The 23,970-nt window shown below is 67.0% G+C and carries 20 protein-coding genes and 1 pseudogene; 18 read left to right on the forward strand and 3 right to left on the reverse strand.

Translation table 11 applies throughout. The features are described from left to right. The first annotated feature begins 185 nt into the window (after positions 1 to 185). The gene (locus tag DFR50_RS10735) at positions 186 to 1,568 is read left to right on the forward strand and encodes a ribulose-bisphosphate carboxylase (protein ID WP_113889200.1); all 1,383 of its coding nucleotides are present in this window, start codon (positions 186 to 188) and stop codon (positions 1,566 to 1,568) included. A 265-nt stretch (positions 1,569 to 1,833) separates the two neighbouring features. Then, positions 1,834 to 2,514, forward strand: a complete 681-nt coding sequence (rpe, locus tag DFR50_RS10740) for a ribulose-phosphate 3-epimerase (RefSeq protein ID WP_113889201.1) — start codon at positions 1,834 to 1,836, stop codon at positions 2,512 to 2,514. A 111-nt stretch (positions 2,515 to 2,625) separates the two neighbouring features. Here the strand turns inward: rpe and DFR50_RS10745 are convergent, their stop codons facing one another. Both DFR50_RS10745 and DFR50_RS10750 read right to left on the reverse strand, forming a co-directional pair. Continuing rightward, a complete protein-coding gene (locus DFR50_RS10745) occupies positions 2,626 to 2,982 on the reverse strand; it encodes a helix-turn-helix domain-containing protein (RefSeq protein WP_113889202.1) in 357 nt (118 codons plus the stop codon). 36 nt (positions 2,983 to 3,018) lie between these two features. Further along, entirely contained in the window at positions 3,019 to 3,972 is a 954-nt protein-coding gene (locus DFR50_RS10750; protein WP_113889203.1) for a LysR family transcriptional regulator, read from the reverse strand. 117 nt (positions 3,973 to 4,089) lie between these two features. Here DFR50_RS10750 and DFR50_RS10755 point away from each other — a divergent pair, with 117 nt between their 5' ends. From DFR50_RS10755 to cbbX, 3 genes are read left to right on the forward strand one after another with little or no spacing between them, the layout of a single operon-like run. Beyond that, the gene (locus DFR50_RS10755; protein ID WP_113889204.1) at positions 4,090 to 5,553 is read left to right on the forward strand and encodes a form I ribulose bisphosphate carboxylase large subunit; all 1,464 of its coding nucleotides are present in this window, start codon (positions 4,090 to 4,092) and stop codon (positions 5,551 to 5,553) included. 35 nt (positions 5,554 to 5,588) lie between these two features. Further along, positions 5,589 to 6,008 (forward strand): ribulose bisphosphate carboxylase small subunit, encoded by a 420-nt coding sequence (locus tag DFR50_RS10760; protein WP_113889205.1) that lies wholly within the window; start codon positions 5,589 to 5,591, stop codon positions 6,006 to 6,008. Further along, complete coding sequence (cbbX, locus tag DFR50_RS10765; RefSeq protein WP_113889206.1) at positions 6,005 to 6,910, forward strand: CbbX protein; 906 nt, start codon at positions 6,005 to 6,007, stop codon at positions 6,908 to 6,910. The genes DFR50_RS10760 and cbbX overlap by 4 nt, the downstream gene beginning before the upstream one ends. Before the next feature lie 146 nt (positions 6,911 to 7,056). Here the strand turns inward: cbbX and DFR50_RS10770 are convergent, their stop codons facing one another. After that, a complete protein-coding gene (locus tag DFR50_RS10770) occupies positions 7,057 to 7,773 on the reverse strand; it encodes a TetR/AcrR family transcriptional regulator (RefSeq protein ID WP_147262725.1) in 717 nt (238 codons plus the stop codon). 131 nt (positions 7,774 to 7,904) lie between these two features. Here DFR50_RS10770 and DFR50_RS10775 point away from each other — a divergent pair, with 131 nt between their 5' ends. The 13 genes and pseudogenes from DFR50_RS10775 (at position 7,905) to DFR50_RS10830 (ending at position 23,746) form a co-directional block, all read left to right on the forward strand. Beyond that, positions 7,905 to 8,774 (forward strand): alpha/beta fold hydrolase, encoded by an 870-nt coding sequence (locus DFR50_RS10775; protein WP_210208858.1) that lies wholly within the window; start codon positions 7,905 to 7,907, stop codon positions 8,772 to 8,774. Positions 8,775 to 8,804: 30 nt separating this feature from the next. Then, a complete protein-coding gene (locus DFR50_RS10780) occupies positions 8,805 to 9,806 on the forward strand; it encodes a VOC family protein (RefSeq protein WP_113889208.1) in 1,002 nt (333 codons plus the stop codon). A 44-nt stretch (positions 9,807 to 9,850) separates the two neighbouring features. After that, a complete protein-coding gene (mhpA, locus tag DFR50_RS10785) occupies positions 9,851 to 11,590 on the forward strand; it encodes a bifunctional 3-(3-hydroxy-phenyl)propionate/3-hydroxycinnamic acid hydroxylase MhpA (RefSeq protein ID WP_113889209.1) in 1,740 nt (579 codons plus the stop codon). Positions 11,591 to 12,030: 440 nt separating this feature from the next. After that, complete coding sequence (locus tag DFR50_RS10790; protein WP_113889210.1) at positions 12,031 to 15,345, forward strand: glycosyltransferase; 3,315 nt, start codon at positions 12,031 to 12,033, stop codon at positions 15,343 to 15,345. Between the two features lie 69 nt (positions 15,346 to 15,414). Then, positions 15,415 to 16,428 (forward strand): class I SAM-dependent methyltransferase, encoded by a 1,014-nt coding sequence (locus DFR50_RS10795; protein ID WP_113889211.1) that lies wholly within the window; start codon positions 15,415 to 15,417, stop codon positions 16,426 to 16,428. A gap of 447 nt (positions 16,429 to 16,875) precedes the next feature. After that, a complete protein-coding gene (locus DFR50_RS10805; RefSeq protein ID WP_113889212.1) occupies positions 16,876 to 17,271 on the forward strand; it encodes a c-type cytochrome in 396 nt (131 codons plus the stop codon). A gap of 79 nt (positions 17,272 to 17,350) precedes the next feature. Continuing rightward, positions 17,351 to 18,193 carry a dihydropteroate synthase gene (gene folP / locus DFR50_RS10810; protein WP_210208859.1) on the forward strand — a complete coding sequence of 281 codons (843 nt, stop codon included), beginning with the start codon at positions 17,351 to 17,353 and terminating at the stop codon, positions 18,191 to 18,193. Beyond that, on the forward strand, positions 18,174 to 18,677 hold the full coding sequence (folK, locus tag DFR50_RS10815; RefSeq protein WP_113889213.1) for a 2-amino-4-hydroxy-6-hydroxymethyldihydropteridine diphosphokinase: 504 nt from the start codon (positions 18,174 to 18,176) through the stop codon (positions 18,675 to 18,677). Before folP ends, folK begins: the two co-directional genes overlap by 20 nt. A gap of 365 nt (positions 18,678 to 19,042) precedes the next feature. Beyond that, on the forward strand, positions 19,043 to 19,243 hold the full coding sequence (locus DFR50_RS31340) for a hypothetical protein (protein ID WP_147262727.1): 201 nt from the start codon (positions 19,043 to 19,045) through the stop codon (positions 19,241 to 19,243). Positions 19,244 to 19,288: 45 nt separating this feature from the next. Next, positions 19,289 to 19,456: a hypothetical protein gene (locus DFR50_RS32035; protein ID WP_170153156.1), complete on the forward strand. Its 168-nt coding sequence runs from the start codon at positions 19,289 to 19,291 to the stop codon at positions 19,454 to 19,456. A gap of 337 nt (positions 19,457 to 19,793) precedes the next feature. Continuing rightward, positions 19,794 to 20,942 carry a (5-formylfuran-3-yl)methyl phosphate synthase gene (locus tag DFR50_RS10820; RefSeq protein WP_170153157.1) on the forward strand — a complete coding sequence of 383 codons (1,149 nt, stop codon included), beginning with the start codon at positions 19,794 to 19,796 and terminating at the stop codon, positions 20,940 to 20,942. Positions 20,943 to 21,190: 248 nt separating this feature from the next. After that, positions 21,191 to 21,460: pseudogene (locus DFR50_RS33555) on the forward strand (hypothetical protein); the annotation flags it as partial. A gap of 960 nt (positions 21,461 to 22,420) precedes the next feature. Further along, the gene (locus tag DFR50_RS10830; protein ID WP_113889215.1) at positions 22,421 to 23,746 is read left to right on the forward strand and encodes a DUF2254 domain-containing protein; all 1,326 of its coding nucleotides are present in this window, start codon (positions 22,421 to 22,423) and stop codon (positions 23,744 to 23,746) included. Positions 23,747 to 23,970: the final 224 nt, after the last annotated feature.

Genomic DNA, 23,970 nt, shown 5'->3' on the forward strand with positions numbered 1-23,970 from the left:
TCGCAGCCCCGGCATCGCAGGGGAGGAGCCTGCGGCGTCGCCGCTTTCCTCCCCCGTGTAGCGAAGCGAAACGGGGGAGGGGGACCGTCCGCGGGACGGTGGTAGGGGCATGTGACACGGGAACAGCGGACGCCGTCGGCAAAGCGGACGGCGCATTGAGACAACACCGAACCGAGGATCAACCGATGGACCAGTCGAACCGCTACGCCAACCTCAACCTGAAGGAAGCCGACCTGATCGCCGGCGGCCGCCACGTGCTGTGCGCCTATGTGATGAAGCCCAAGGCCGGCTACGGCTACCTCGAGACGGCGGCGCATTTCGCCGCCGAATCCTCGACCGGCACCAACGTTGAAGTCTCGACCACCGACGACTTTACCCGCGGCGTCGATGCCTTGGTCTACGAGATCGACGAGGCCAGGGAGATCGCCAAGATCGCCTATCCGGTGGATCTCTTCGATCGCAACATCATCGACGGCCGGGCGATGATCGCCTCGTTCCTGACCCTGACCATCGGCAACAACCAGGGCATGGGCGACGTCGAATACGGCAAGATGCACGACTTCTACGTGCCCCCGGCCTATCTCAGGCTGTTCGACGGCCCCGCGACCACGATCCGCGACCTGTGGCGGGTGCTCGGGCGTCCCGTCGTCGACGGCGGCTTCATCGTCGGCACCATCATCAAGCCGAAGCTCGGCCTGCGGCCGCAGCCGTTCGCCGACGCCTGCTACGACTTCTGGCTCGGCGGCGACTTCATCAAGAACGACGAGCCGCAGGGCAACCAGACCTTCGCCCCGTTCAAGGACACCGTGCGCGCTGTCAACGACGCGATGGTGCGCGCCCAGGACAAGACCGGCGAAGCAAAACTGTTCTCGTTCAACATCACCGCCGACGACTACCGCGAGATGATCGCGCGCGGCGAGTTCATCCTCGAGACCTTCGGGCCGAACGCCGACCACGTCGCCTTCCTGGTCGACGGCTATGTCGCCGGCCCGGCGGCGATCACCACGGCGCGGCGGACTTTCCCCAGGCAGTACCTGCACTACCATCGCGCCGGCCACGGCGCGGTGACCTCGCCCAATTCCAAGCGCGGCTACACCGGCCTCGTGCTGGCCAAGATGGCGCGCCTGCAGGGGGCATCGGGCATCCATGTCGGCACCATGGGCTTCGGCAAGATGGAGGGCGAGGCCGGCGACCGGATCATCGCCGCGATGATCACCGAGGACAGCGTCGACGGGGCGTTCTTCCACCAGGAGTGGCTCGGCATGAACCCCACCACCCCGATCATCTCGGGCGGCATGAACGCCTTGCGCATGCCGGGCTTCTTCATGAACCTCGGTCATTCGAACCTGATCATGACCGCCGGCGGCGGCGCCTTCGGCCACCTCGACGGCGGCGCGGCCGGGGCGACCTCGCTCAGGCAAGCCGAGCAATGCTGGAAGGCGGGTGCCGACCCGATCGAATTCGCCAAGGATCACCGCGCGTTCGCCCGCGCCTTCGAGAGTTTTTCCCACGACGCCGACGCCCTCTTCCCCGGCTGGCGCGCCAAGCTCGGCAAGGCGGCGGCTTAACCCCGGGAGGGCGCGCGCTGCACGCGCCGCCCGTCGGAGACGGGCGTCCTTCCGGACGCCCTGTCGGGGCGGCGAGACGCCGCCCCTGCCGATGTGTAGGATATCCGGCGCCCCGGATCAGGCCCGGGGGACGCCGCCCGAACGCCCGCTCGCGCCGACAGTGCGACCGCCGCCCTCTCCCTCAGGGAAAGGGACGGCGCGAAGCGCCGGGGGTGAGGGGTCGCAACCCCAAGGCTCGCCACTCTCCCACTGAACGGAGCCCCCAATGACCGCCCGCCCCGTCGTCATCGCCCCCTCGATCCTCTCGGCCGATTTCGCCAAGCTCGGCGAGGAGGTCCGCGCCGTCGCCGCCGCGGGCGGCGACTGGATCCACCTCGACGTGATGGACGGGCATTTCGTGCCCAACATCACCTTCGGTCCGCCGGTGATCGCGGCGCTGCGCAAGCACACCGACAAGCCGTTCGACTGCCACCTGATGATCGAACCCTGCGACCCCTATCTCGAGGCCTTCGCCAGGGCCGGCGCCGACGGGATCACGGTGCACGCCGAAGCGACCAGGCACCTCGACCGCTCGCTGCAGACGATCCGCGAACTCGGCAAGAAGGCCGGCGTGGCGCTCAATCCGGCGACCCCCGAGAGCGCCATCGCCTACGTCCTCGACCGGCTCGATCTCATTCTGGTGATGACGGTCAACCCCGGCTTCGGCGGCCAGAAATTCATCCCCGCGACGCTGGACAAGATCCGCCGGATCCGGACGATGATCGGCGACCGGCCGATCCGCATCGAGGTCGACGGCGGGATCGCCCCCGACACCGCCCCTCTGGTGGTCGCCGCCGGCGCCGACGCCCTCGTCGCCGGCTCCGCCGTCTTCAAGGGCGGCCCCGAGTCTTACGCCGCCAACATCGAGGCCATCCGGGAGAGTCTGACGGCGAACCGGGCGGGGTGAAGCCTCCCAAGGGGGTCGTTCGCGAGGAGCCGACAGGGCGCGCCCGGGGAGAGGCAGCCCATTGCGCGGCGCGACCGCCGCTCTTGCGGCCGGCTTGGGGACAGGGCGACATCACCCCGCGTTTCCGCCCTTTGACACGATCCAGTTCAACGGAACGTCGAGCGCGCTCGCGATCCGTTCGAGGGTCGGCTGCGCCCCCTTGCGGCGTCCGGTTTCGAGATCGGACACGGCGCCTTGCCGCAATCCCGTCCTCTGCGCGAGTTCGGCCTGCGACAGGCCTCGCCACTTGCGCACGGCCGCGAGCAGGCTCGCGCCTTCGAGGATCAGGGCGGAGAGTTCGGCGGGCAGAAGGACCTCGACGCCGCCTTCGAGCGCCGCCATGGCCTCGTCATAGGCGGCAGCGTCGGCGGCGTCTTCCTCGGCCTCCGCCGCGAGCGCCGTCAGCCGGATGATCTGGGTGTCGGGCATGGCGTTCGTCGTCCTCACGAATAGGTTGTGCCTCTTCTATCGTGCCAGCGGGGGTCCGGCGTCCGCGGTCGGCGCAGCGGCTTCCCCGGGCGCGGAGCGCGGAGGCCGCTGCTCCTTCAGCAGCGTCAAAAACGCCCGCGCCAGCGGCGAGAGGCGCTTGTCGGCGAGATGCACCACGCGCCAGCGGCGCAGGATCGGGAACCCTTCGACGTCGAGCTCGCGCAAGCCCTCGGCGGCGCCGGGCGTCAGGACGTGGCGCGACAGCACCGCGAGGCCGAGGCCGGCCGCCACCGCCTGCTTGATCGTCTCGTCGCTGCCGAGCGTCATCCGCGTCGACGGGCGGATGGCGTGCTCGGCGAAATAGCGCTCGGTCGCCTGCCGCGTGCCCGATCCGGGCTCGCGCAGAATGAAGGGCTCGCGTTCGAGGCGCGAAGCAGGAATCGCGCGCGCCTCGCACAGCGGGTGCTCGGCCGGCGCGAGGACGACCAGCGGATTGTCGGCGAAGGGCGCAACCACCACGTCCATGCCCTCCGGCGCCTGGCCCATGATGTAGAGATCGTCGAGGTTCTGCCGCATCCGCTCGAGGATCTGCTCGCGGTTGACGACTTCGAGCGCGAAGTCGACGTCCGGATAGGCGCGGCAGAAGTCGCCGATCAGCCGGGTGGCGAAATATTTCGCCGTGGTGATCATCGCCACCCGCACGCCGCCGCGCTTCAGGCCCTGCATCTCCGCCAGTTCCATGCCCAGATGATCGAGCCGTTCGAGCACGTCGCGGCTCGCCGCGGCGACCGCCCGGCCGGCCTCGGTGAGAAAGAGGCGCTTGCCGACCTGCTCGTGCAGCGGCTGGCCCAGCCCTTCCGACAATTGCTTGATCTGAATCGAGAACGCCGAGGGCGTGACGTGCGCCTCCGCCGCGGCGCGGGTCATGCTCATGTGACGCGCGAGTCCGGCGAACAGGCGGAGCTGATGCAGGGTGACCTGTCGAAGCATGGTTTTATCATAGTAAAACATATCTGTTGAAACAATGAACTTAACTCAAATCACGTCGGCCCTTACACCGCACCCGGGAACAGTTCGCCGGCGAGGCCGGCCCAAGGGAGGACGCGGATGAACGTGCAACCGTCGCAGACCGTGAAGGGCAAGGACCGCTACAAGTCCGGCGTCATGGAATACCGCAAGATGGGCTATTGGGAGCCCGACTACGAGCCCAAGGACACCGACGTGATCGCCTGTTTCCGGGTCACGCCGCAGGACGGCGTCGACCCGATCGAGGCCTCGGCGGCGGTCGCGGGCGAATCCTCGACCGCGACCTGGACCGTGGTGTGGACCGACCGGCTGACGGCGACCGAAAAATATCGCGCCAAGTGCTATCGCGTCGATCCGGTGCCGGGAACGGAAGGCCAGTACTTCGCCTACATCGCCTATGATCTCGACCTGTTCGAGCCGGGCTCGATCTCCAACCTGACCGCCTCGATCATCGGCAACGTCTTCGGCTTCAAGCCGCTGAAGGCGCTGCGGCTCGAGGACATGCGGCTGCCGCTCGCCTACGTGAAGACCTTCCAGGGCCCGGCGACCGGCATCGTCGTCGAGCGCGAGCGGCTCGACAAGTTCGGCCGGCCGCTGCTCGGCGCCACCGTCAAGCCGAAGCTCGGCCTCTCCGGCCGCAACTACGGCCGCGTCGTCTACGAGGCGCTGAAAGGGGGCCTCGACTTCACCAAGGACGACGAGAACATCAACTCGCAGCCGTTCATGCACTGGCGCGAGCGCTTTCTCTACTGCATGGAGGCGGTCGCCAAGGCCGAGGCCGCGACCGGCGAGATCAAGGGCACCTACCTCAACGTCACCGCGGCCACCATGGAGGACATGTACGAGCGCGCCGAATTCGCCAAGGAGCTCGGCTCGTGCATCGTGATGATCGACCTCGTGATCGGCTACACCGCGATCCAGTCGATGGCGAAATGGGCGCGCCGCAACGACATGATCCTGCACCTGCACCGCGCCGGCCACTCGACCTACACGAGGCAGAAGGCGCACGGCGTATCGTTCCGCGTCATCGCCAAGTGGATGCGGCTCGCCGGCGTCGACCACATCCACGCCGGAACCGTGGTCGGCAAGCTCGAGGGCGACCCCGCCACGACGCGCGGCTACTACGACATCTGCCGCGAGGACTTCAATCCGATGCGGCTCGAGCACGGCGTGTTCTTCGACCAGCCGTGGGCGTCGCTGAACAAGCTGATGCCCGTCGCCTCCGGCGGCATCCACGCCGGGCAGATGCACCAGCTCCTCGACCTGCTCGGCGAGGACGTGGTGCTGCAGTTCGGCGGCGGCACGATCGGCCATCCGGCGGGCATCGCCGCCGGCGCGACCGCCAACCGCGTCGCCCTCGAAGCGATGATCTTCGCCCGCAACGCGGGGCGAGATTACGTCAACGAGGGGCCGACCATTCTCGCGGAGGCGGCCCGGAGCTGCACGCCGCTGCGCCAGGCGCTCGACGTCTGGGGCGACGTCACCTTCAACTACGCCTCGACCGATCAGCTCGACTTCGTCCCCACCCCGTCCGTCGCCGGCTGAGCCGCCGCGAACCTTCCGACCGGAGGTCTTTTCCCATGCGCGTCACCCAAGGCTGTTTCTCGTTCCTGCCCGATCTCACCGACGACGACATCCTCACCCAGGTCCAGTACGCCCTGGAGAAGGGCTGGGCGGTGAACCTCGAGTTCACCGACGATCCCCATCCGCGCAACACCTACTGGGAGATGTGGGGCCTGCCGATGTTCGACCTGCACGACGCCAAGGGCGTGCTGATGGAGCTCGAGGCCTGCCGCAAGCTCCACGGCGACAAGTACATCCGGCTGTCGGCGTTCGATTCGAGCCACGGCTGGGAGTCGGTGCGCATCTCCTTCCTCGTCAACCGGCCTCCCCACGAGGACGGATTCCGCCTCGAGCGCATCGCCGGCCCCGGCCGCACGCAGCGTTACGAGATCCGCGGCTACGGCCTCGATCGGCCGGAAGGGGCGCGCTACCGATGAACGACGCCGCGCGCGACACGGCGGCGCCGACGGTGAGCCTGGCGGCGGAATACGCCGCCTCCGGGGTCGGCCCGGTGCTGCAGCAGCTCGACGACGAACTCGTCGGGCTCGCGCCGGTCAAGCAGCGGATCCGCGAGATCGCGGCGCTGCTGCTCGTCGACCGGGTCAGGGCGAAATTCGGCCTCGCTTCCGAACCGCCGACCCTGCACATGAGCTTCACCGGCAATCCCGGCACCGGCAAGACCACGGTCGCCCGGCGCATGGCCGAGATCCTGTTCAAGCTCGGCTACGTCCGCCGCGGCCACCTCGTCGCGGTCACCCGCGACGACCTCGTCGGCCAGTACATCGGCCATACCGCGCCCAAGACCAAGGAAGTGCTGAAGAAGGCGATGGGCGGCGTGCTGTTCATCGACGAGGCCTATTACCTCTACCGCCAGGAGAACGAGCGCGACTACGGTCAGGAGTCGATCGAGATCTTGCTGCAGGTGATGGAGAACAACCGCGACGATCTGGTCGTCATCCTCGCCGGCTACGCCGACAAGATGGACCAGTTCTTCCGCTCCAACCCGGGCTTCCGCTCGCGCGTCGCCCATCACATCGATTTTCCCGACTACACCGACGCCAACCTGCTGGAGATCGGGGAAAAGATGCTCGCCGGGCTCAGCTACCGGCTCAGCGAGTCCGCGCGGGCGGCGCTGACGCAGTACATTCCGGCGCGGCGCGCGCAGCCGCTGTTCGCCAACGCCCGCTCGATCCGCAACGCGCTCGACCGGGCGCGGCTGAGGCAAGCCAACCGGCTCTTTTCCGAAGGCGACCAGGCGCTCACCCTCGAGCGCCTGACCACCATCGAGGAGGCCGACATCCGGGCGAGCCGGGTGTTCGGGCAGTCGCCGGGGGCGTGAGGCGTCATCGCGAGAAGCCCGAAGGGCGACGCGGCGATCCAGGGGCCGCCTGCTCGGACGTCGAAGCGAGGCCCGCCGGGCCACCGCCGGCATCGGCGGGACCCGCCTGGATCGCCGCGCTTGGCTCGCGATGACGGGAACAGCCGTCACGACCGCTGCGGCTCCTGCCGGTCGCGCGTCTTCGCGCGCGCGTCGCTTTGCACGAGCAGCGAGTCCGCCCCCAGACTCAGGGGCGCGAGCGGCTCGGACAGCAGCGCCTCGGCGCGCGCGAGATCGAACCCGAGCGCGCGCGCGAGCGCGAGCAGCATCGCGTCGCCATAGGCCGCGTCGGCCTCGCCGGACGCAATGCGCGAAACGATCATCACCCCCACGCCGACCACCACGTCGAGGGCGACGCCAACGGGCGCCTCGGCGAATTCGCCACGCGCGATCGCGCCCGCGATGTGGACCGGGATATAGGCGTTGACGCGGTTGCCGGGACCGATCGCCAGCGGGCCGATCCGCGCGACGAACCGCGCAAACAGCGGGAACCGCCGCGCCGCCGCCAGATAGAGCCGCAGGCCGGTGAACAGCCGCGCGGCCGGGGAGGGGAACGACCTCACCCGCGCTTCGATATGCTCGACGAGCTCGTTGCCGAGCTCCTCGATCGCCGCGGCGAGCAGGTCGGCGTTCGTCCGGAAGTAATTGTAGAACGTGCCGCGCGAGACGCCGGCCGCGGCGATGACGTCCTCGATCACCGAGGCGTCCACCCCCTTTTCGGCAAAAACCAGCAGCGCGCTTTCGACCAGCTTGCGGTGCATGCGCGCACGTCGCTCGGCCGCGACCCGCGGCCGGTGATCGGGGGAAAGGGACGGTTCCAGCACGCTCGAGGTCTCCGCGGCCGGCCATAGCACGCGCGTGATTCTTTTCAAACTGACGCTTGTGTCATGATGACGATTATGTCATATCGATCGGGACGGGGCGATCATGGTCCCCGACATCAGGGAGGAAGCGAATGGGAACGTCGGGCGTTGTCGAGCCGCAGGGCGGCCGGACGGTGCGGGTGGGGGCGCGCGAGCTGTTCGTCGTCGAATTCGGCGAGGGGCCGCCGCTCGTGATGCTGCACGGCGGCGGGCCGGGCGCGAGCGGGCTCTCCAATTTCTCGCGCAACCTTCCTGCGCTCGCCCGGCGCTTCCGCCTGATCGTGCCGGACCTGCCGGGCTACGGGCGGTCGACCAAGGGGCTCGACCGCAAGGACCCGTTCGGCGATCTGGCCGGCGCGATTCTCGGCCTCCTCGACGCGCTGGGCGTCGCGAGGGCGCATGTGCTCGGCAACTCGCTCGGCGGCGCCTGCGCGCTGCGGCTCGCGCTCGAGGCGCCGGCGCGGGTCGACCGCCTCGTGCTGCTCGGGCCCGGGGGGATCGACACCAGCCGGCGGCCGCCGACCCAGGGCCTGCTCCACCTGCTCGACTATTATTCGGGCGAGGGGCCGACGCGCGCCAAATTCGAGCAGTTCTTGCGCGACGACCTGGTGTTCGACGGCGCGGCCGTGCCCGACGAGCTGATCGCGGCGCGCTACGCCGCGAGCCTCGATCCCGAGGTCGTCGCCAACCCGCCGCTGGTGCGGCCGAAGGATCTGCCCGACCCCGGCGTTCTCGACCTGACGCTCGATCCGCGGCTCGGCGGGCTGGAAGCGCCGACGCTCATCCTGTGGGGCGTCGAGGATCGGGTCAATCCGCCGAGCGGCGGCCCTTCGCTGCAGGCGCGGATGCCGAACTGCGACCTCACCCTGTTCAGCCGCACCGGCCACTGGGTGCAGTGGGAGCGGTCGGCCGAATTCAACGCCGCGACGATCGCCCACCTGTCGCTGTCGACGCTCGCCTGACCCCGATCCCCTTTGCCTGAAGGATCCCCCATGAACGCCATCGACATCCGGCCCGCCACGACCTCGGTCTACGGCGCGGTCCAGTTCGGCTACCTGCTGGTCGAGTCGCCGCGCCTCGGCAAATGGAAGCGCTTCGCCGCCGAGGGGATCGGGATGGCGATCGCCGAGGACGCCCCCGGCCTGCTCGCCTTCCGGACCGACGGGCACGCCCGCCGCCTCGTGGTCCGCAAGCGCGACCGGGAGGACCTCGCGCTCGGCTGGCAGATCGCCAGCCCGGACGCCCTCGACCTCATTCTCAGAAGGCTCTCTGATCGCGGCGTCGCGGTCGAGGCGGTCGCGGGCGACGAGGCGGCGCTGCGCGGCGTCGCGCGCTACTGGCGCTTCCTCGGGCCCAAGCGGCAGATCTACGAACTCTTCGTCGAGGCGAAGCGCTCGGACGAGGCGCCGAAGGTGCTCGGCCGGGGCTTCGTCACCGGCGAGCGCGGCCTCGGCCACGTCGCGATCTCGACCCGTCGTCCCGACGCCATGATCGCCTTCTGGCGCGAGATCTTCGACGCCAAGATCTCCGATTTCATCGAGGACCGCGTCGGCGGGGTCAACCTCAGGATCGCCTTCCTTCGGGTCAATCCCCGCCATCATTCGATCGCGGTCGCCGCGACGGTCGGCCTCGCGATGGATCCGTTCGCGACCAAAATCCAGCACGTCGAGATGCAGGCGGCGTCGCTCGACGACGTCGGCGCCGCCTATCGGCGCTGCCGGGCGCTGGGCGTGAAGATCGCGATGGCGGTCGGCCAGCATCCGAACGACCGCGACGTCTCGTTCTACGCGGTCAGTCCGTCCGGCTTCTACTTCGAACTCGGCTGGAGCGCCGCCGAGGGCGAGGACATCGAATCCTGGCCGCAGACGACCCATCGCGGCATCAGCGTCTGGGGGCACAAGCCGCAGGACCAGACGCTCGGCGACAAGCTGGCGCAGGTCCGCAACGGGCTGACCTCGCTGTTCCGCAAGGAATATTCCCCGCTCCAGGGCTGACTGGGCGCTTTCTTCAAAACCATCGAACGACGGGAGGATCATTCATGAACAGGGCGGCTTTTCACGACAGCTACGACGTCGCGATCATCGGGCTCGGCCCGACCGGGCTGACGCTCGCCCACCTGCTCGGCCGGCGCGGATTGCGCGTGCTGGCGCTCGAGCGCGAGCCGACGTTCTACGCCAACGCCCGCGCGGTCTACACCGACGACGAATGCATGCGGATCTTTCAGGCCGCGGGCGTCGCGGCCGATCTCGAAGCCGACATGCTGGTCGACACCACGGTCCAGTGGGTGCTCGAGGACGGGTCGGTGCTGGGCCAACTCCGTCGCACCGCCAGGCCCTACGGCTGGGCGCTGAGCAACTTCTTCTACCAGCCTTATCTCGAAACCAAAATGGAGAAGTTGCTGGAACGCCACCCCAACGTCACGGCGCTGCGCGGCCGCGAGCTCGTCGGCTTCTCCCAGGACGAAGCATGGGTGACGATCGAGCACGCCGCCAGTTCGGGAACGGAATACGGCCAGGCGGCGGCGCCCGCCGCCGGACCGTCGGAGACCAGCCGCACGCGGGCGCGCTGGCTCGTGGCCTGCGACGGCGGGCGCAGCGGCGTGCGCGCGCGCCTCGGCATCAAGATGGCGGGAAAAAGCTTTCCCGAGCCCTGGCTCGTCGTCGACATCCAGGCGAAGGCGGGCGAGGACTGCTTGCGCCACCTGCCGTATTTCAACTTTCACTGCGATCCGAAGCAGCCGACCGTGTCGTGCCCGCAGCCGGACGGCCGCCACCGCTTCGAATTCCTGCTGATGCCCGGCCAGACGCGGGAGGAGATGGAGGACCCCGCGACCGTGCGCTCGCTGCTCGCCCGGCATGTCGAGGTCGACAAGGTCGAGGTGCTGCGAAAGCTCGTCTACACCTTCAACGCGCTCGTCGCCGAGCGCTGGCGCGAGGGCCGGGTGCTGATCGCCGGCGACGCCGCGCACATGACGCCGCAATTCATGGGGCAGGGCATGAGCTCGGGCGTGCGCGACGCCTACAACCTCGCCTGGAAGCTCGACGCCGTGCTCGCCAAGGGCGCGGACCCGAAGCTGATCGACAGCTACGAGAGCGAGCGCAAGCCGCACGCGCGCGAGATGATCGACATCTCGGTCAAGATGAAGGACTTCGTCTCGATCGCCAATCCGGTCCTCGCGGCTCTCCGCAACGTCACGATCCGCGCCCTGCTGAACACGCCGTGGGTCAACGACTACCTGCGGGAGGGGCGCTTCAAGCCGCCGCCGACCTACCCCAACGGCGCCTATTTCGGCCGGCCGAGGGGGCGGCGCAACGGCGCCGAGGGGCGCCCGATTCCGCAACCGCAGGTGCGAACCTCGGATGGGCGCCGGGCGCTGCTCGACGACGTTCTCGGCGACGACTGCGCGCTGGTCGGCTACGCCTGCGACCCGCGCGCCGGCCTCGACGCAGACATCCTCGCCCGGCTCGCGGCGCTCGGCGTCGCGTTCGTGGCGCTCTATCCGTACGGGGAGCGCACCCAGGGGCATGCGGTCAGGCGAGGCCCGGCCGCCGGAGCGCTGGTCGAGGTCGAGGACCTGAGCGGCGAAGGGGTCGCATGGTTCCGCGCCGCCGGGGCGCGGCGCGGCCACGTCGCCGTCATCCGCCCGGACAAGGTCGTCTATGCGATGACGCCCGCGAGCGGCGCGCCGGGCGCGGTCGCCGATTTGCTCGGCGCCTTCGTCGGCGACGTCCGGCAGGTCGCCGTGGCCGGGCCGGTCCCGGCGCCGGCTGGCGCGTGAGTCGCATTATTCCGGCCCTGCGCGCCCACCTCCTGCGCGTCGCGCCGCGCGCGCGGCGCCCGGTCGTGCGCGCGGCGTGGAGCAAGGGACGACGAGTGGCGTCGCCGCCGACAGCTGGCGCGCCCGGGCGGAAGCCTCTGGGCAACGTCAGTCCGGATCTGCGACGGGCTGAATGTTCCCAATCCCGCAAACCCCGATATTCCGGAGCTGGCCCGGATGGAGAGCGCCTCGCCTCGCCGCAATCGCGCGCGCCTAACATGGAAGAAGAACGCCGTGCACAAAGCGTGGCAATATGCTATCGCTGCGCCGATAACGAACAGGAGTCTTATGTCGAATGACTCGAGGCGTCGAACCTAGCGCTTTGTGTTGCGCAGATCGGACGTTCACGAGGTGTCGACCCCTTCTCGCAATTGCAGTATCTCGAAATGGTATGGTGGTTGATGAAGAGCTTGATTGCGAACGTTCTCCAGCGAATAGGCGGCAACCACGCGCTGCAGGAGAGAATTTCCCTGATCGGCGCCTCTGAATATTTCGACCCTGATTGGTATCTTTGGCGCTACCCCGACGTCTTGAGGTCGGGTGTCGACCCGCTGTTTCACTTTTCCAAGCATGGGGACGGCGAGGGGCGGTTGCCCGGCCCTCAGTTCGATTCGCGCGCCTATGCCGAATCGTGGCCCGACAGCGCCCAGTCCGGCATGGGTCCCCTCGAACATTTCCTTCGCATCGGGCAAACCAGAGGGCGTCCCGCGCCGCCGATCCCGGCAGAGGAATTGCATCGAGCGCGCCTGGGCAAAGAACTCCTGGCCTCCGGGCTGTTCGAAGCCGAATGGTATCGCGCTTACTATCCCGATCTTCGTGACGCAGAAATCGATGTCTTCGACCACTACCTCGATTACGGGGCGAAGGAGGAGCGTCGACCGGGGAGACAATTCAGTCCACTTCTCTATCGTATCGAGTACGCGAATGAGATGGCGCCTGACGAGAGTTGCATCGAGCACTATCTGCTCAAGGGCAGAGCCGCAGGCGCGAAGATTTTTGGCGAATCCGATTACGCCGCCTGGATTCGGCTGTTCGACACGCTCGCTGACGAGGACCTGGCCCTCATTCGCGCGGACTGCGCCTCAGGCGGCCTGCCGGCGATCGCCGTCTTTCATGTCCTCGACGCGCAAGCCTGCGATGACATAGAGGCCATCGTCACTGCTCATCGTGGCCAACTTCTTACTTCGCAAAGCACGGCCTTCGTTTTCACCCGAGATATCGACGAGGCGGTTCGAACGCAGACCGGCGCGGTTCTCGCCAGCTTGCCGAATGTCCTCATCTTGTCGGATTCGGGTGGCGGAGCCTCCCTGCCGCCCACAACCGCGGCGTACATTCTCATCATGCATGGCGCCGTGCGCCTGGCGCCTCACGCACTCTATGTTTTCGCGCGCGCGGCAAAAGACGAGTCCCCCGAGTTTGCCTATTCGGACCACGACCTGATCTCTGACCAGGGCGAGAGGGCGGAACCGCGATTCAAGCCAGTGTTTTCACCGCAATACCTCAAGGAGCGCTTCTACACGGGACCTTGCGTGCTCGCCCGCCAATCTCGGGTCACGCCAGCGAAATTGGCGGAAATTGTCGATGACCTACGCAAAGGTCGCGCGGACGCCCTGACCGAAGCCTTGCTGGCGCCCGAGCGCAGAGCAGTCGCGCATCTCCCGTATCCGATCTATTCGCTGCCGATCGGCGCCCGCGACCTGACGCGCGCTCGGTCATTTGCGCCTCGATTCGACCCTGCGCTCCTGCCGAGCGTCAGCATCGTCATCTTGACCCGCGACCGTATCTCCCTGCTTCGCGCCTGCATCGACAGCATTCAGGCCAAGAGCACGTATCCGCGCGAAAAGGTGCAACTTGTGATTGTCGACAATGGCTCGACGACCGATGAGGCGGCAAACTATTTCGAGGAGCTTCGCTCTCTTCCCAATGTCGTGGTGATTTCCGACGGCGCCGACTTCAATTTCGCGCGGTTATGCAATTTCGGCGCACGGCGGGCGACGGGCGATGTCCTGATCCTCCTCAACAATGATACGGAAGTGATCGACCCGGGTTGGATCGAGCGCCTGGCTTCACCCTGTCTGGAAGCGGACGTCGGCGTGGTCGGCGCGAAGCTGCTCTATCCGGACGGCGCCATTCAGCATGCCGGCTGCAATGTCGGCGTCTCGGGAGTCGCCGCCCACCGTCTCGTCGGCGTCAGGCTGGAGGAGGCAGCAAGCACGGATGTGACGCGCGAGCTTTCGTCGGTCACGGGCGCGGCGCTCGCGGTGCGCCGCGACGTTTATCAATCCGTTGGGGGACTGGACGAGACGCTGAGAGTGGCGTTCAATGACACGACATTTTGTTTAAATTTGCTCGAGCGAGGCTACCGCAACCTCTACATTGCCGAACCGCTCCTGGTGCATCACGAGTCGAAGTCGCGCGGCTACGACACCACCGACGCGCGGCGGCGGTGGTTCTTCCGCGAGGCGATCTATACACGACAATCCTATTCCCGCGCGATTCGCAACGATCCCTATTACAGCTGCAACCTTTCGCTCCAACGTACGGACGACCTCGCCTTTCCACCTCGCCGCACGCCGCCCTGGCGGAGATCGACTGCTGGACGAAAGAAAACGGTGATGTTTCTGAGCCAGGTGCACGCCTTCGGCCACGGCGTCCCTCTCGTCTTGAAAATGCAGGCGGAGCGGCTGGTAAAGGATGGCTTCGCGGTCATCGTTGCCGGTCCCGAGGCGCGCAATGAGTTTGATTACGAAGGGTGCCGCCGCATTGTCGCCGCGACGCCAGAGATCGCTGCAATCGTAGCTGTTCGTGAGAACGTCGATGCCATTGTCGTTCACACGCCGCCTTTTTACTCGGTGACACGGTATCTCGGGGAGCGCCCTCTGGTCTATTTTGTCGACCACGGCGAGCCCTGCCCGGATTTGTTCGCCGATCGGGCCGCGCGCGAGGACGTCAACAACGAGAAGCGGTTCTGCGCAGCCCTGGCTCGCCGCGTATTCGCTATCTCCGACACAATCCGTAATCAGTCTTTGCAGCCCAAGGTCGTCGTTCTGCGAAACGCCAACTCTCATATGCCGGCGTGGTCGGATGAATGGCGCGAGAGGCGCGAGACGATTCGGGAGGAGATGGGCTGGCAAAACCAATTCGTCATCTTGAATTGCTGCCGGTTCACTGAGGGCGAACGAAGATACAAGGGACTCGACAGCTATACGAGTGTGCGCGAGGAACTGTGGTTTGAGCACCCGGATACTCAGGGACGTATTGTCTTCGCGCTGGCGGGGAGGGCGGAAGAGAAAGACGTGACGGAGATGACCGAATACGGGCTCTCCGTGTTCGCCAATGTTACCGACAAAAGTCTTCACGAACTTTACGCCGCTGCCGACCTTTACATGAATTTTTCCAAATGGGAGGGATACAACCTCGGTATCGCACAAGCGTTGGCCATGGGACTTCCGGTTGTCGCTTCCGACATCGAAGCCCACCGCGAGTTTCCCATCTTCGTGACGAACAGCATTCGGGTCGCAACCGAGGAAGTCCATCGCCAGTATCTAGACTTTTCACGCCTCTCGGCGTCTCGAAGCCCCCAGGTGTGGGATTGGGCGACGCCGACGATGGAACTGTCGAGACTCATTCGCGCCGACCTTTCCGAAGGGCAATTGGCTGAAGCAGCCGAATCGGCGGAGGCGGCTCCCTCACGGCTTCGATCCAGGGAGGGCTGAAGGCGTTATCCTTGTCGGTTCCGGCCACTCTGACTAGTCTCGTGTTCGCCGATACGCGCGGAGGGGCCGGTGAAGATTTCAAACGAGAGAGACGCGCGGCGCCTGGTTCACTCTTATTACAAAGGATACTTGGGCCGCGAGCCGGATCCGCCGGGACTGGAGAAATACGTGAGCGCCCTCATCGGCGGCCGCTCGGCCGCCGACCTCGCCGAGGAATTTCTGGGTAGCGCCGAATTCGCAGCGCGCGTTGCAAACCTGTACGTGCCACCCGGCCACTACTATTCGCCCATCGTCAATCCCGGCGAGGCCGCTCGGCATCTTGACCGGGTCGAGGCAAGCGGACCGCACCTTTCCCTCCCGGGAATCGACGTCGACCGCGATCGTATGCTCGACGCGTGGCGAACCTTCCTGCCGTTCCTTGCGACAATCCCCTTTGGCGCGTCGCCAGGGGACGGGCTGCGCTACGGGTTCGACAACCCGGCTTACGCCTGGGGCGACGGTAGCGTCCTCCACGCCATGTTGCGCCGGAACCGCCCGAAGCGGCTGATCGAAATTGGCTCCGGTTGGTCGTCGGCCTGCACGATCGACACGATCGAGCGCTTCTTCGAAACGCCGTGCCAGGTCACATTCATCGAACCCTATCCCGAACTTCTCGATCGAGTTGTCGGTTCGACCGCTTTGAACGTGCGCCGGCTCGATATCCCCGTCCAGCAGGCGCCGCTTGAGTTATTCCAGGAACTTGAAGCAGGCGACATTCTGTTTATCGACTCGACGCATGTGCTGCGCACAGGCAGCGACGTGTGCTTCGAGCTTCTCGAGATCGTGCCGCGCCTGAGGCCCGGCGTCTTGGTGCATTTCCACGACATGTTCTGGCCGTTCGAGTATCCGCGTTCTTGGGCGGTCGATGAAAACCGTTCGTGGAATGAAATCTACGCCGTGCGGCTCATGCTCAGCAATAATCCGCAGTGGCGAATCGTATTCTTCAACGATTATTTCTACAAGAATGCGCGGAAGGAGATCGAAGCGACCTATCCCGCCTTCCTCAATAATCCCGGCGGCGCGCTGTGGCTGGAAAAGCGTTAGGAACCAGCCGCAGGGATAATCTCTGACCGCGACCGAATGTCGAGTTTCGGTTTGTCGAAGTGTTCGTGGCATGGGCGGCGTTCGAGGGCCGCCCGTTCGGCATGGACCGCCTTGCCTCAGCGGGCTGCGCGGGTCCGACGCTCGGCGCGGCCTTCGCCCTCCGCCGATCCACAAGGACCCTTTCGACCGGATGCTGGCGGCGCAGGCGACAATCGAGCGGCTGACGCTCGTCACCGCCGACCCGGTCCTCGCGAAATATCCCTGTTTCGTGCGCCTCGTCTGACGTCTCGCGCATGGCGCGGCGGCCGTCGCCCTTGGGAGGGCGCCGCGGTTTGATGACCCCGTTCTTGACGATCCGGCCCCGGCGCGACACAAAGCCGCCGGCCGCGCGGGCCCGGCGGCGACCGCGGCGGAGCGACGAGGGGCAAGAAGCCGGAGGACCAGCGCGTGCGGGGAATTCTCGTGACCATCATGTCCGCTCTGGCGCTCGCCGCTTCGGCGGGCGCGGCGCAGGCGGCGGGCGACCCGGCGGCGGGGGCTGCCACCTTCAAGCTGTGCAAGGTCTGCCATCAGGTCGGCGAAACCGCGAAAAACTTCGTCGGCCCCAATCTCAACGGCGTGGTCGGGCGCAAGGCCGGAACGGTCCCCGGCTACAATTATTCCGACGCCAACAGGAACTCCGGCCTCATCTGGGACGAGGCGACGCTGACCAAATATCTGCACAGCCCGCGCGCGGTGGTTCCCGGCACGAAAATGGCCTTCCCGGGCCTGCCGAAGGACCAGGACGTGGCCAACGTCATCGCCTATCTCGCGCAATTCGGCCCCGACGGGAAGAAGCCGTAGCGGCCGCGGGACGCCTGCGGCCCGCGGCCGAAGCATGATGCAATTGGATCGGCCGCGACTTCGGGTTACGCTCCCCTCCATGGCCCACGCGACGAAACCCGACCGCGATCGTCGCCGGGACGCCTTTCTCGGGCTGATCGGCGTCCGTCCCGCGATCATGGGCATTCTCAACGTCACGCCGGACTCGTTTTCCGACGGCGGACGGTTCCTGTCGCTCGACCTGGCGCTGGCGCAGGCCGAGAAGCTGGTCGCCGACGGCGCCGACATCGTCGACGTCGGGGCGGAGTCGACGCGGCCCGGCCACACGCCGGTTCCGCTCGAGGAGGAGTGGCGGCGCCTCGAGCCGGTGCTCGGGCCGCTGCTCGCCCGTATTTCCGCGCCCGTGTCGATCGACACATCCAAGGCGGCAATCGCCCGCCGGGCGATCGCGCTCGGCGTCAGCGTCGTCAACGACGTCTGGGGCCTGCAGAAGGACCCAGACATGGCGGGCGTGGTCGCGGAGGGCGAAGCGGCGGTGGTGATGATGCACAACCGCGCCGCGGTCGATCCGGAGATCGACATCGTGGCCGACATGCTGACCTTCTTCGAGCGGTCGCTCGCGCTCGCCGACCGGGCGGGGATTCCTCGCGCGCGCATGCTGATCGATCCCGGCGTCGGCTTCGGCAAGACCAAAGGCCAGAACTTGCAGGCGCTCAAGGCGACCCCCCGGCTCGTCGCGGCGTTCGGCCTGCCGGCGCTGATCGGCGTCTCGCGAAAACGCCTGTTCGGCGACCTGCTCGGCGCCGGCGTCGAGAGCCGGCTGATCGGCACGCTCGCCGCCAACCTCGCGACGCTGGCGCTCGGCGCCGCCGTCTTTCGCGTCCACGACGTCGCCGAGCACGCCGCGGCCTTCAAGGTTGTCCATGCCATCGAAACCGCCTGATCCGGTCGAGGTGGCGCTCGGTCTCGGCGGCAACGTCGGCGATCCCGTCGGCTCGATCCGCGCCGCGATCGACGCGCTCGGCAGCCGCGACGTGGTCGCGATCGCCGCCGTCTCCTCGCTCTGGCGCACGGCGCCGTGGGGCGGCGTGCCGCAGCCGGATTACGCCAACGCCTGCGCGATCGGAACGACGCGGCTCGCGCCGCTGGCGCTCCTCGACGCGGTCAAGGCGATCGAGCGCGACCTCGGGCGGGTCGACACCGTACGCTGGGGACCGCGGGTGATCGACATCGACATTCTCTTCTACGGCGACGCCGCGCATGCCGACGAGCGGCTCGTCCTGCCCCACAGGGAGCTGATGCGCCGCGCCTTCGTGCTCGTCCCGCTGGCGGAAATCGCGCCCGACCGGACGGTCGCGGGCGTCCGGATCGCCGACGCGGCGCGCGCGATCGGACGCGAAGGCGTGCGGCCCTGGGAGGAGGGGTAGTCGGTACGCCGCCAACATCCGGCGCCTTTTTTCCGCCTTCCGGCGCCGCGGCGCCCGCCTCCCTCGCCGACGGGCGCTTTCGGGTATGTCTCGACCGCTGTCGGAACGCCGGACAATGTCGCAGCGGCGAGCCCCGTTGGCGTCGCGGGACTCGGACGGGAACACCGAGCCGCACAGAGCGTTCGTCGGCGTCGGCCAGCCTGGAAGTCTTCGTTTCCTGCTGAAGATAGTTGACCACTATTGCGGCTGGAGATTGCAATTCATTGCAAGCTGCGTCATTTTGACGAATTGTGTTTATTGCCGTCGATGTAGAACTATCATCACGACAATACAGTTGGGCGGCGACGCAAAACGAGGAGCGAGCGATGCTTGCGACGGACTTGAATTTGGAAAGCGCAGCATCAGAGCCCAATGGCGTCGTTGACGTCTTCGTTGGCGAAGACGGGCGGATGTCGGGCAAGCTGCTCCGTCGAGACCATCATGCCGACAGGACAACGGGTTCCGTCGCGGAGCCGGCGGCCGCGGCGACGCTCGCCGAAGCCGCGTGGGCCCTCATGAACGTCTGACAGTCCCCGATCCTCGTTTTGTCCCGTTGTTCAAGAGATTTCGCCATGACCCGTCCCGTCGCCGTCCCGATCTGCATTCAGTTCAAGGTGTTCGTCAGAGGCGACGACGGCGCCTGGCGCGTCGCCTCCTCGCACGTCAATCCGCGCGACGCCGACGAGGCGGCGAACCGGCTGATTGTCCGCGACGGCTGCATCGCCCGCGTCATGATGTGACCGGCGCAGGGATCGTCGCGGATCGCCTTCGTCGTCTTGCTCCGCGAGGAGCGCTGGCGCCGGCCCGGGGCGCCGATCGCCGACGCGCCTCCCGAAAGGCTGGATTAATTTCGCCGCAGCCCCGACAATGCGGCCGGGCGGCGCGCGGAATCGGTTTCATGGGCTCGAGGGACGGCTGGATGTCGCGGCGCGCGGCTCGACGCGTCGCCGCCGCCCGGCTCTGTCCAGGCCGACGGCCGCCCGGCTCGCGGGTCGCGACCGGACCACGCGCGCCCTCGGCCGCGTTTCAGGCGGAGGCGGGCGTGACAGGGTCGCGCCGGACCCGGGAGAGGACGCGATGACGCGGATGCTGGCCACCGTGACGGATGTCGCCGAGGCGGACGAGGCCGTCCGGCTCGGCGCCGACATCATCGGTCTCTCGGCGGCCGGCGCGATGGCCGCCGTCGATCCGGCCCTCGCGCGGGCCGTCGTCGCCCGGGTCGCCGGCCGGCGGGAAACCCGGGCCTCGCTCGGCGAACCGCCCGATGAGGGCGGCGCCCTGGCCGAGCGCGCGCACGCGCTCGGCGCGGCCGGCGTCGACGCCCTCGAACTCGCGCTCGACGGCCGCTCGCTCGAGCGTCTCGCCGGCGTGCTGGCGCCGCTGGCCAAACAGCGCCGCCTCGTTGGCGTCCTGATCGCCGACGCGGCGCCGGATTTCGATCTCCTGGCGAAGCTCGCGGCGCTCGGCTTTCCAGGCGCGATGCTCGATACGCGCGCCGGGAGCGCCGGGCGGCTGCTCGATCATCTCGACATCGCCCGCCTCGACGCCTTCTGCGCCCGATGCCGCGCGCTGGGGCTTGCGAGCGGGCTGGCGGGCGCCCTCGAAGCCCCCGACACGCCGCGTCTCCTGCTGGTCGAGCCGGATGTTCTCGGATTCCGGGGCGCGCTCCGCCGCGGCCCCGATCGCACGGGCCGGCTCGACCCCCAGCGCTTCGCCCTGATCCGCGATCTCATCCCGAGCGAGCGGCCCGACGGCGACGGATCGCCGGCCCTCGACCGCCGGCCGCCGGCCGGCGAAACCAGCGGCCACGCGCGCGACAGCGACGTCGACCACATCTACGTCCGCGACTTCGTCGTTTCGGCGTCCGTCGGCGGCTACGATTTCGAACGCAGCGCGCCGCAGCGCGTGGTGTTCGACGTCGAGGCCGCGGTGCGGCGTTCGTCCGGCCCGGCCGACGATCTGCGCTCGATCTTCTCCTACGACGTGATCCTCGACTCGATCCGGCTCGCGGTCGGGCGCGGCCACGTGCAGTTCGTCGAAACGCTGGCGGAGGAGGTCGCGGAGGCGGTGTTGCGGCGCGAGCGGGTGCAGAGCGTGCGCGTCAGCGTCCGCAAGATCGACGTCATCGACGGCTCCGTCGGCATCGCGATCCGGCGCGCGCGCTCCTCGGCCGCCGCCGCAAGCCGGGCGCCCGGCGCGGCGAGGCCGCCGCACGGAAAGGATTAGACGCCGGGCGGCCTCGGCCGACCGGCGTCATCGCCAAGCAAAGAGCTTTGGCTTGGCGTCGCCGGCGTCCTGGTCATCGTTTGGCTCGTGTTCGCGACGCTGGCGCCCGGCGATGGTTCGAACGCCGCATCGGCCTGCAACGTCCATGGTCGAGCGGCGCTGGTCTGCCGCCAGGAGACCGCGGCTCCGATTGCTGATTTGAATTGCGCGAGCTTCGGCCGCGGCGGCCGAGTCTGCTCTGACCGACGATGACAGTCGAGACCGCGAATCGGGCCTCCTCTTCATGGGCGCCAGTCGACAGCCGGAAACTCTCGATCGACGGCCGGCCGGCGGCGCTGGCGCCCGGAACTCACCCTCTTCGCCCGTCTTTCCGGGCTGGCGGCCGGCGTCGTCGCCGACCCGCGCCTTCTCGCCGACGGCGCGCGCGCCGGTCGACGGGCGCTACGCCGTGGTGGAACGTTACGACGGCGATTGCTATGTCCCTCGGCCGCTTCGCGCACGCCATTCCGATTCTGGCGCTCGCGGGATCGAATGTCGGTGATCGTGATCGAGACTCTGCTGGGAGATCTTCCGGCGCTCGCGCCCGGTCCGATCGCCGAGCAAGTCCTGGCTGCGCGGGGCGCGGCGTTCTGAATCTGACTCGCGGAGGCAGGTCCGCACCGCAAGCGTAGGATAAGCAGCGAGGGCGACTCTCGTTGCGCGGATCGCGGCAAGATACTTGCCGGTCCTACCCGTGACCCTGGTCCTCATGGAAATTTTACTTCCGGAGGACGCGTTCCATATCGCTTGCTTATACGCCCAGGGCCTATCAACGATTAAGGCGAAAGTTCGGAGTGGTTTCATGCGAAGGTTCTCACCTTACGGATCGGTCATCCCAGGCTCCCTGCTGCATGTCCAGGCTCTCGACGATGCGCGTGATCATCGGTTGCGCTCGGCTGCGAACTTGCTTGCCCGTCTCGCGGCGCTGCTCGCAGTCGCAGTCTGCTTTGGATTAACCGCGCGCCTTCTGTTCGGTGGGCCCTAGTCCCCTGAGCGTCTCGAGAAATTTGCAGCATTCAGGGTCCACGCCGACACCCGCCGCCGCCGCATCGCCATGAAATTGCTAACAGTCCTATTCTGGGGCCTGGTTCTCGTCGGGGCAGGCGTCAGCTTTCGGTGGGGCGCTATGGTCGGCCTGATCTTTTTTGTCTTCGCGCTGATGACGGGATCGGTCGTCGCTTCGCACTGGGGACTTCATTGACAGGTTGAGATTAGCGAAGGACCTCGGAGGCCATGGACGACGCCGCGGCCCGATGCGTTTTCCAGACAGCGATGCGGTCCGGAATCTGAGCCGGCTCCGAAGTGAGACGCCAACCGCGACGTCGCTTCGAACGGTCGAGAAGAATTGCTGGGCTCGGACAAAGTGATGCGGTTTAATGCATTGACGGCGCCTGGGCGCGGCCTGTCCGGTGCGGAGCGCTCAAGACCACAGCTTTACTATGTTTGATCGCTTTTCCGTCCCGCTGCGAACTGTCGGGTACCGACTGCGTGGCGGCTTTCTCGTACGGCCGTTAGCCATAGCGCTTCTGCTCGGCGCCGCCGGCGCATTCCTTTCTGAATTCGAAGAGGCGTTTCCCGCCGCGCGCAGCTGGGTTCCGCTAGCGTTGTTTCCGTCACAGGCCGATCCACAAGTCGCTCAGACGATTCTCGCGACGATTGCAACGTCCACGATGACGGTCGTTTCCATTGTATTCGCAATATTACTGATGACACTAACCTTGGCGTCGACGCAATTCTCGCCGCGTATCTTGGTAAACTTCGTGCGCGACCAGGCGACCCAATGGACGCTTGGGATGTTCCTTGGCACGTTCTGCTATTGCATTGCCGCGTTGCCCGCCGCACGCTCGGCGCCGGAGCCTTTCGTTCCGGTGCTGACCATCGCGGTCGCGATGGCGCTCGCACCCCTCTGCGTCAGCGTCTTGATCTACTTCATTTATCATATCTCCAACGCGATCAGCGTAAACCACATCGTCGACCGCATCGCCCGGGAAACCGAGCTCGTCATCGATGAGTTGATGCCGGAGCCGCGCAAGCCGTTCCAGCGCGCAGAGATCGCGGGATCCTTTGCGGGCCCGCTGGATGTTGCGATTACAAGTCAGCGATCCGGCTACATCCGATTCATCGACATCGAACGCCTGCGCGCCTTGGCCAAGATGTATCGCGTGGCCATTCGCATCGAGCGTCGCATCGGCCACTTCGTCCCGGAAGGCGTGCCGCTCATGCATCTGACGCGCGGCGACAAGATCACGGCGGAACGCCGCGCAGCGCTGCTTTCGGCCATCGATCTGGGGCCGACGCGCACCCTGCAACAGGACGTTGAGTTTGGCGTCGTGCAGATTGTCGACATCGGTCTGAGGGCGATTTCTCCGGCCGTGAACGACCCCACAACCGCAATCACATGCGTCGATCAACTATCTTCCATTTTAATTATGTGGGTATGCCGGGTTCCGCCGTGCGGCTTCTATTACGATCCTCCGCACGTGTTGCGCCTCGCGGTTCCTTGGATCGCTTTCGACGGCCTCCTCGATCTCGCCTTCGAACAGATTCGCCACTACGCCGCAGCGGACGCGGCCGTGAGCCTGCGGCTCATCCGAGCCCTCTCGGACATCCGCGTGTGCGCAAACGATCCCGAAATCGAGGCGGGCCTTGTTACACGCGGCCAGAAGATCATAACCGGTTGCACGGGCAAAGTTGAACCGACCGATCTCGAGCGACTAAAATCGCGCTTGCAAGGACTGGAAGCGGCCGCGCGCTCGGTGACATGAGCAGGAGGCGGCTCGCGCGCGGCTCGGCTGCGACGCCGCAAAGCTGAGTTTGCGTGGCTTGCAAGGCATTTCGGTAGCAACGAGCGCTCCTGGCGCTCTTCCGTAGCGGAACCAACCGCAAGGGCAGCAAAGCGTCAGATAGGACACGTCCGCCACGCCCCGCGGACGCCCGCAATTTACGCGGTCCTGCCTTTCATCGGCACGAACTTGAACCGCGGCGACGG

The sequence above is a fragment of the Roseiarcus fermentans genome, from assembly GCF_003315135.1.
In the GTDB taxonomy this organism is placed as follows: domain Bacteria; phylum Pseudomonadota; class Alphaproteobacteria; order Rhizobiales; family Beijerinckiaceae; genus Roseiarcus; species Roseiarcus fermentans.

What these genes read in the sequence shown, in the direction of transcription:
- DFR50_RS10745 (WP_113889202.1), bottom strand. Translation starts at nt 2,982, where the DNA reads ATGCCCGACACCCAGATCATCCGGCTGACGGCGCTCGCGGCGGAGGCC.
- DFR50_RS10790 (WP_113889210.1), top strand. Translation starts at nt 12,031, where the DNA reads ATGAAGAGCTTGATTGCGAACGTTCTCCAGCGAATAGGCGGCAACCAC.
- rpe (WP_113889201.1), top strand. Translation starts at nt 1,834, where the DNA reads ATGACCGCCCGCCCCGTCGTCATCGCCCCCTCGATCCTCTCGGCCGAT.
- DFR50_RS10780 (WP_113889208.1), top strand. Translation starts at nt 8,805, where the DNA reads ATGAACGCCATCGACATCCGGCCCGCCACGACCTCGGTCTACGGCGCG.
- DFR50_RS10755 (WP_113889204.1), top strand. Translation starts at nt 4,090, where the DNA reads ATGAACGTGCAACCGTCGCAGACCGTGAAGGGCAAGGACCGCTACAAG.
- mhpA (WP_113889209.1), top strand. Translation starts at nt 9,851, where the DNA reads ATGAACAGGGCGGCTTTTCACGACAGCTACGACGTCGCGATCATCGGG.
- cbbX (WP_113889206.1), top strand. Translation starts at nt 6,005, where the DNA reads ATGAACGACGCCGCGCGCGACACGGCGGCGCCGACGGTGAGCCTGGCG.
- DFR50_RS10820 (WP_170153157.1), top strand. Translation starts at nt 19,794, where the DNA reads ATGACGCGGATGCTGGCCACCGTGACGGATGTCGCCGAGGCGGACGAG.
- DFR50_RS10760 (WP_113889205.1), top strand. Translation starts at nt 5,589, where the DNA reads ATGCGCGTCACCCAAGGCTGTTTCTCGTTCCTGCCCGATCTCACCGAC.
- DFR50_RS10735 (WP_113889200.1), top strand. Translation starts at nt 186, where the DNA reads ATGGACCAGTCGAACCGCTACGCCAACCTCAACCTGAAGGAAGCCGAC.
- folK (WP_113889213.1), top strand. Translation starts at nt 18,174, where the DNA reads ATGCCATCGAAACCGCCTGATCCGGTCGAGGTGGCGCTCGGTCTCGGC.
- folP (WP_210208859.1), top strand. Translation starts at nt 17,351, where the DNA reads ATGGCCCACGCGACGAAACCCGACCGCGATCGTCGCCGGGACGCCTTT.
- DFR50_RS10775 (WP_210208858.1), top strand. Translation starts at nt 7,905, where the DNA reads ATGGGAACGTCGGGCGTTGTCGAGCCGCAGGGCGGCCGGACGGTGCGG.
- DFR50_RS32035 (WP_170153156.1), top strand. Translation starts at nt 19,289, where the DNA reads ATGACCCGTCCCGTCGCCGTCCCGATCTGCATTCAGTTCAAGGTGTTC.
- DFR50_RS31340 (WP_147262727.1), top strand. Translation starts at nt 19,043, where the DNA reads ATGCTTGCGACGGACTTGAATTTGGAAAGCGCAGCATCAGAGCCCAAT.
- DFR50_RS10830 (WP_113889215.1), top strand. Translation starts at nt 22,421, where the DNA reads ATGTTTGATCGCTTTTCCGTCCCGCTGCGAACTGTCGGGTACCGACTG.
- DFR50_RS10750 (WP_113889203.1), bottom strand. Translation starts at nt 3,972, where the DNA reads ATGCTTCGACAGGTCACCCTGCATCAGCTCCGCCTGTTCGCCGGACTC.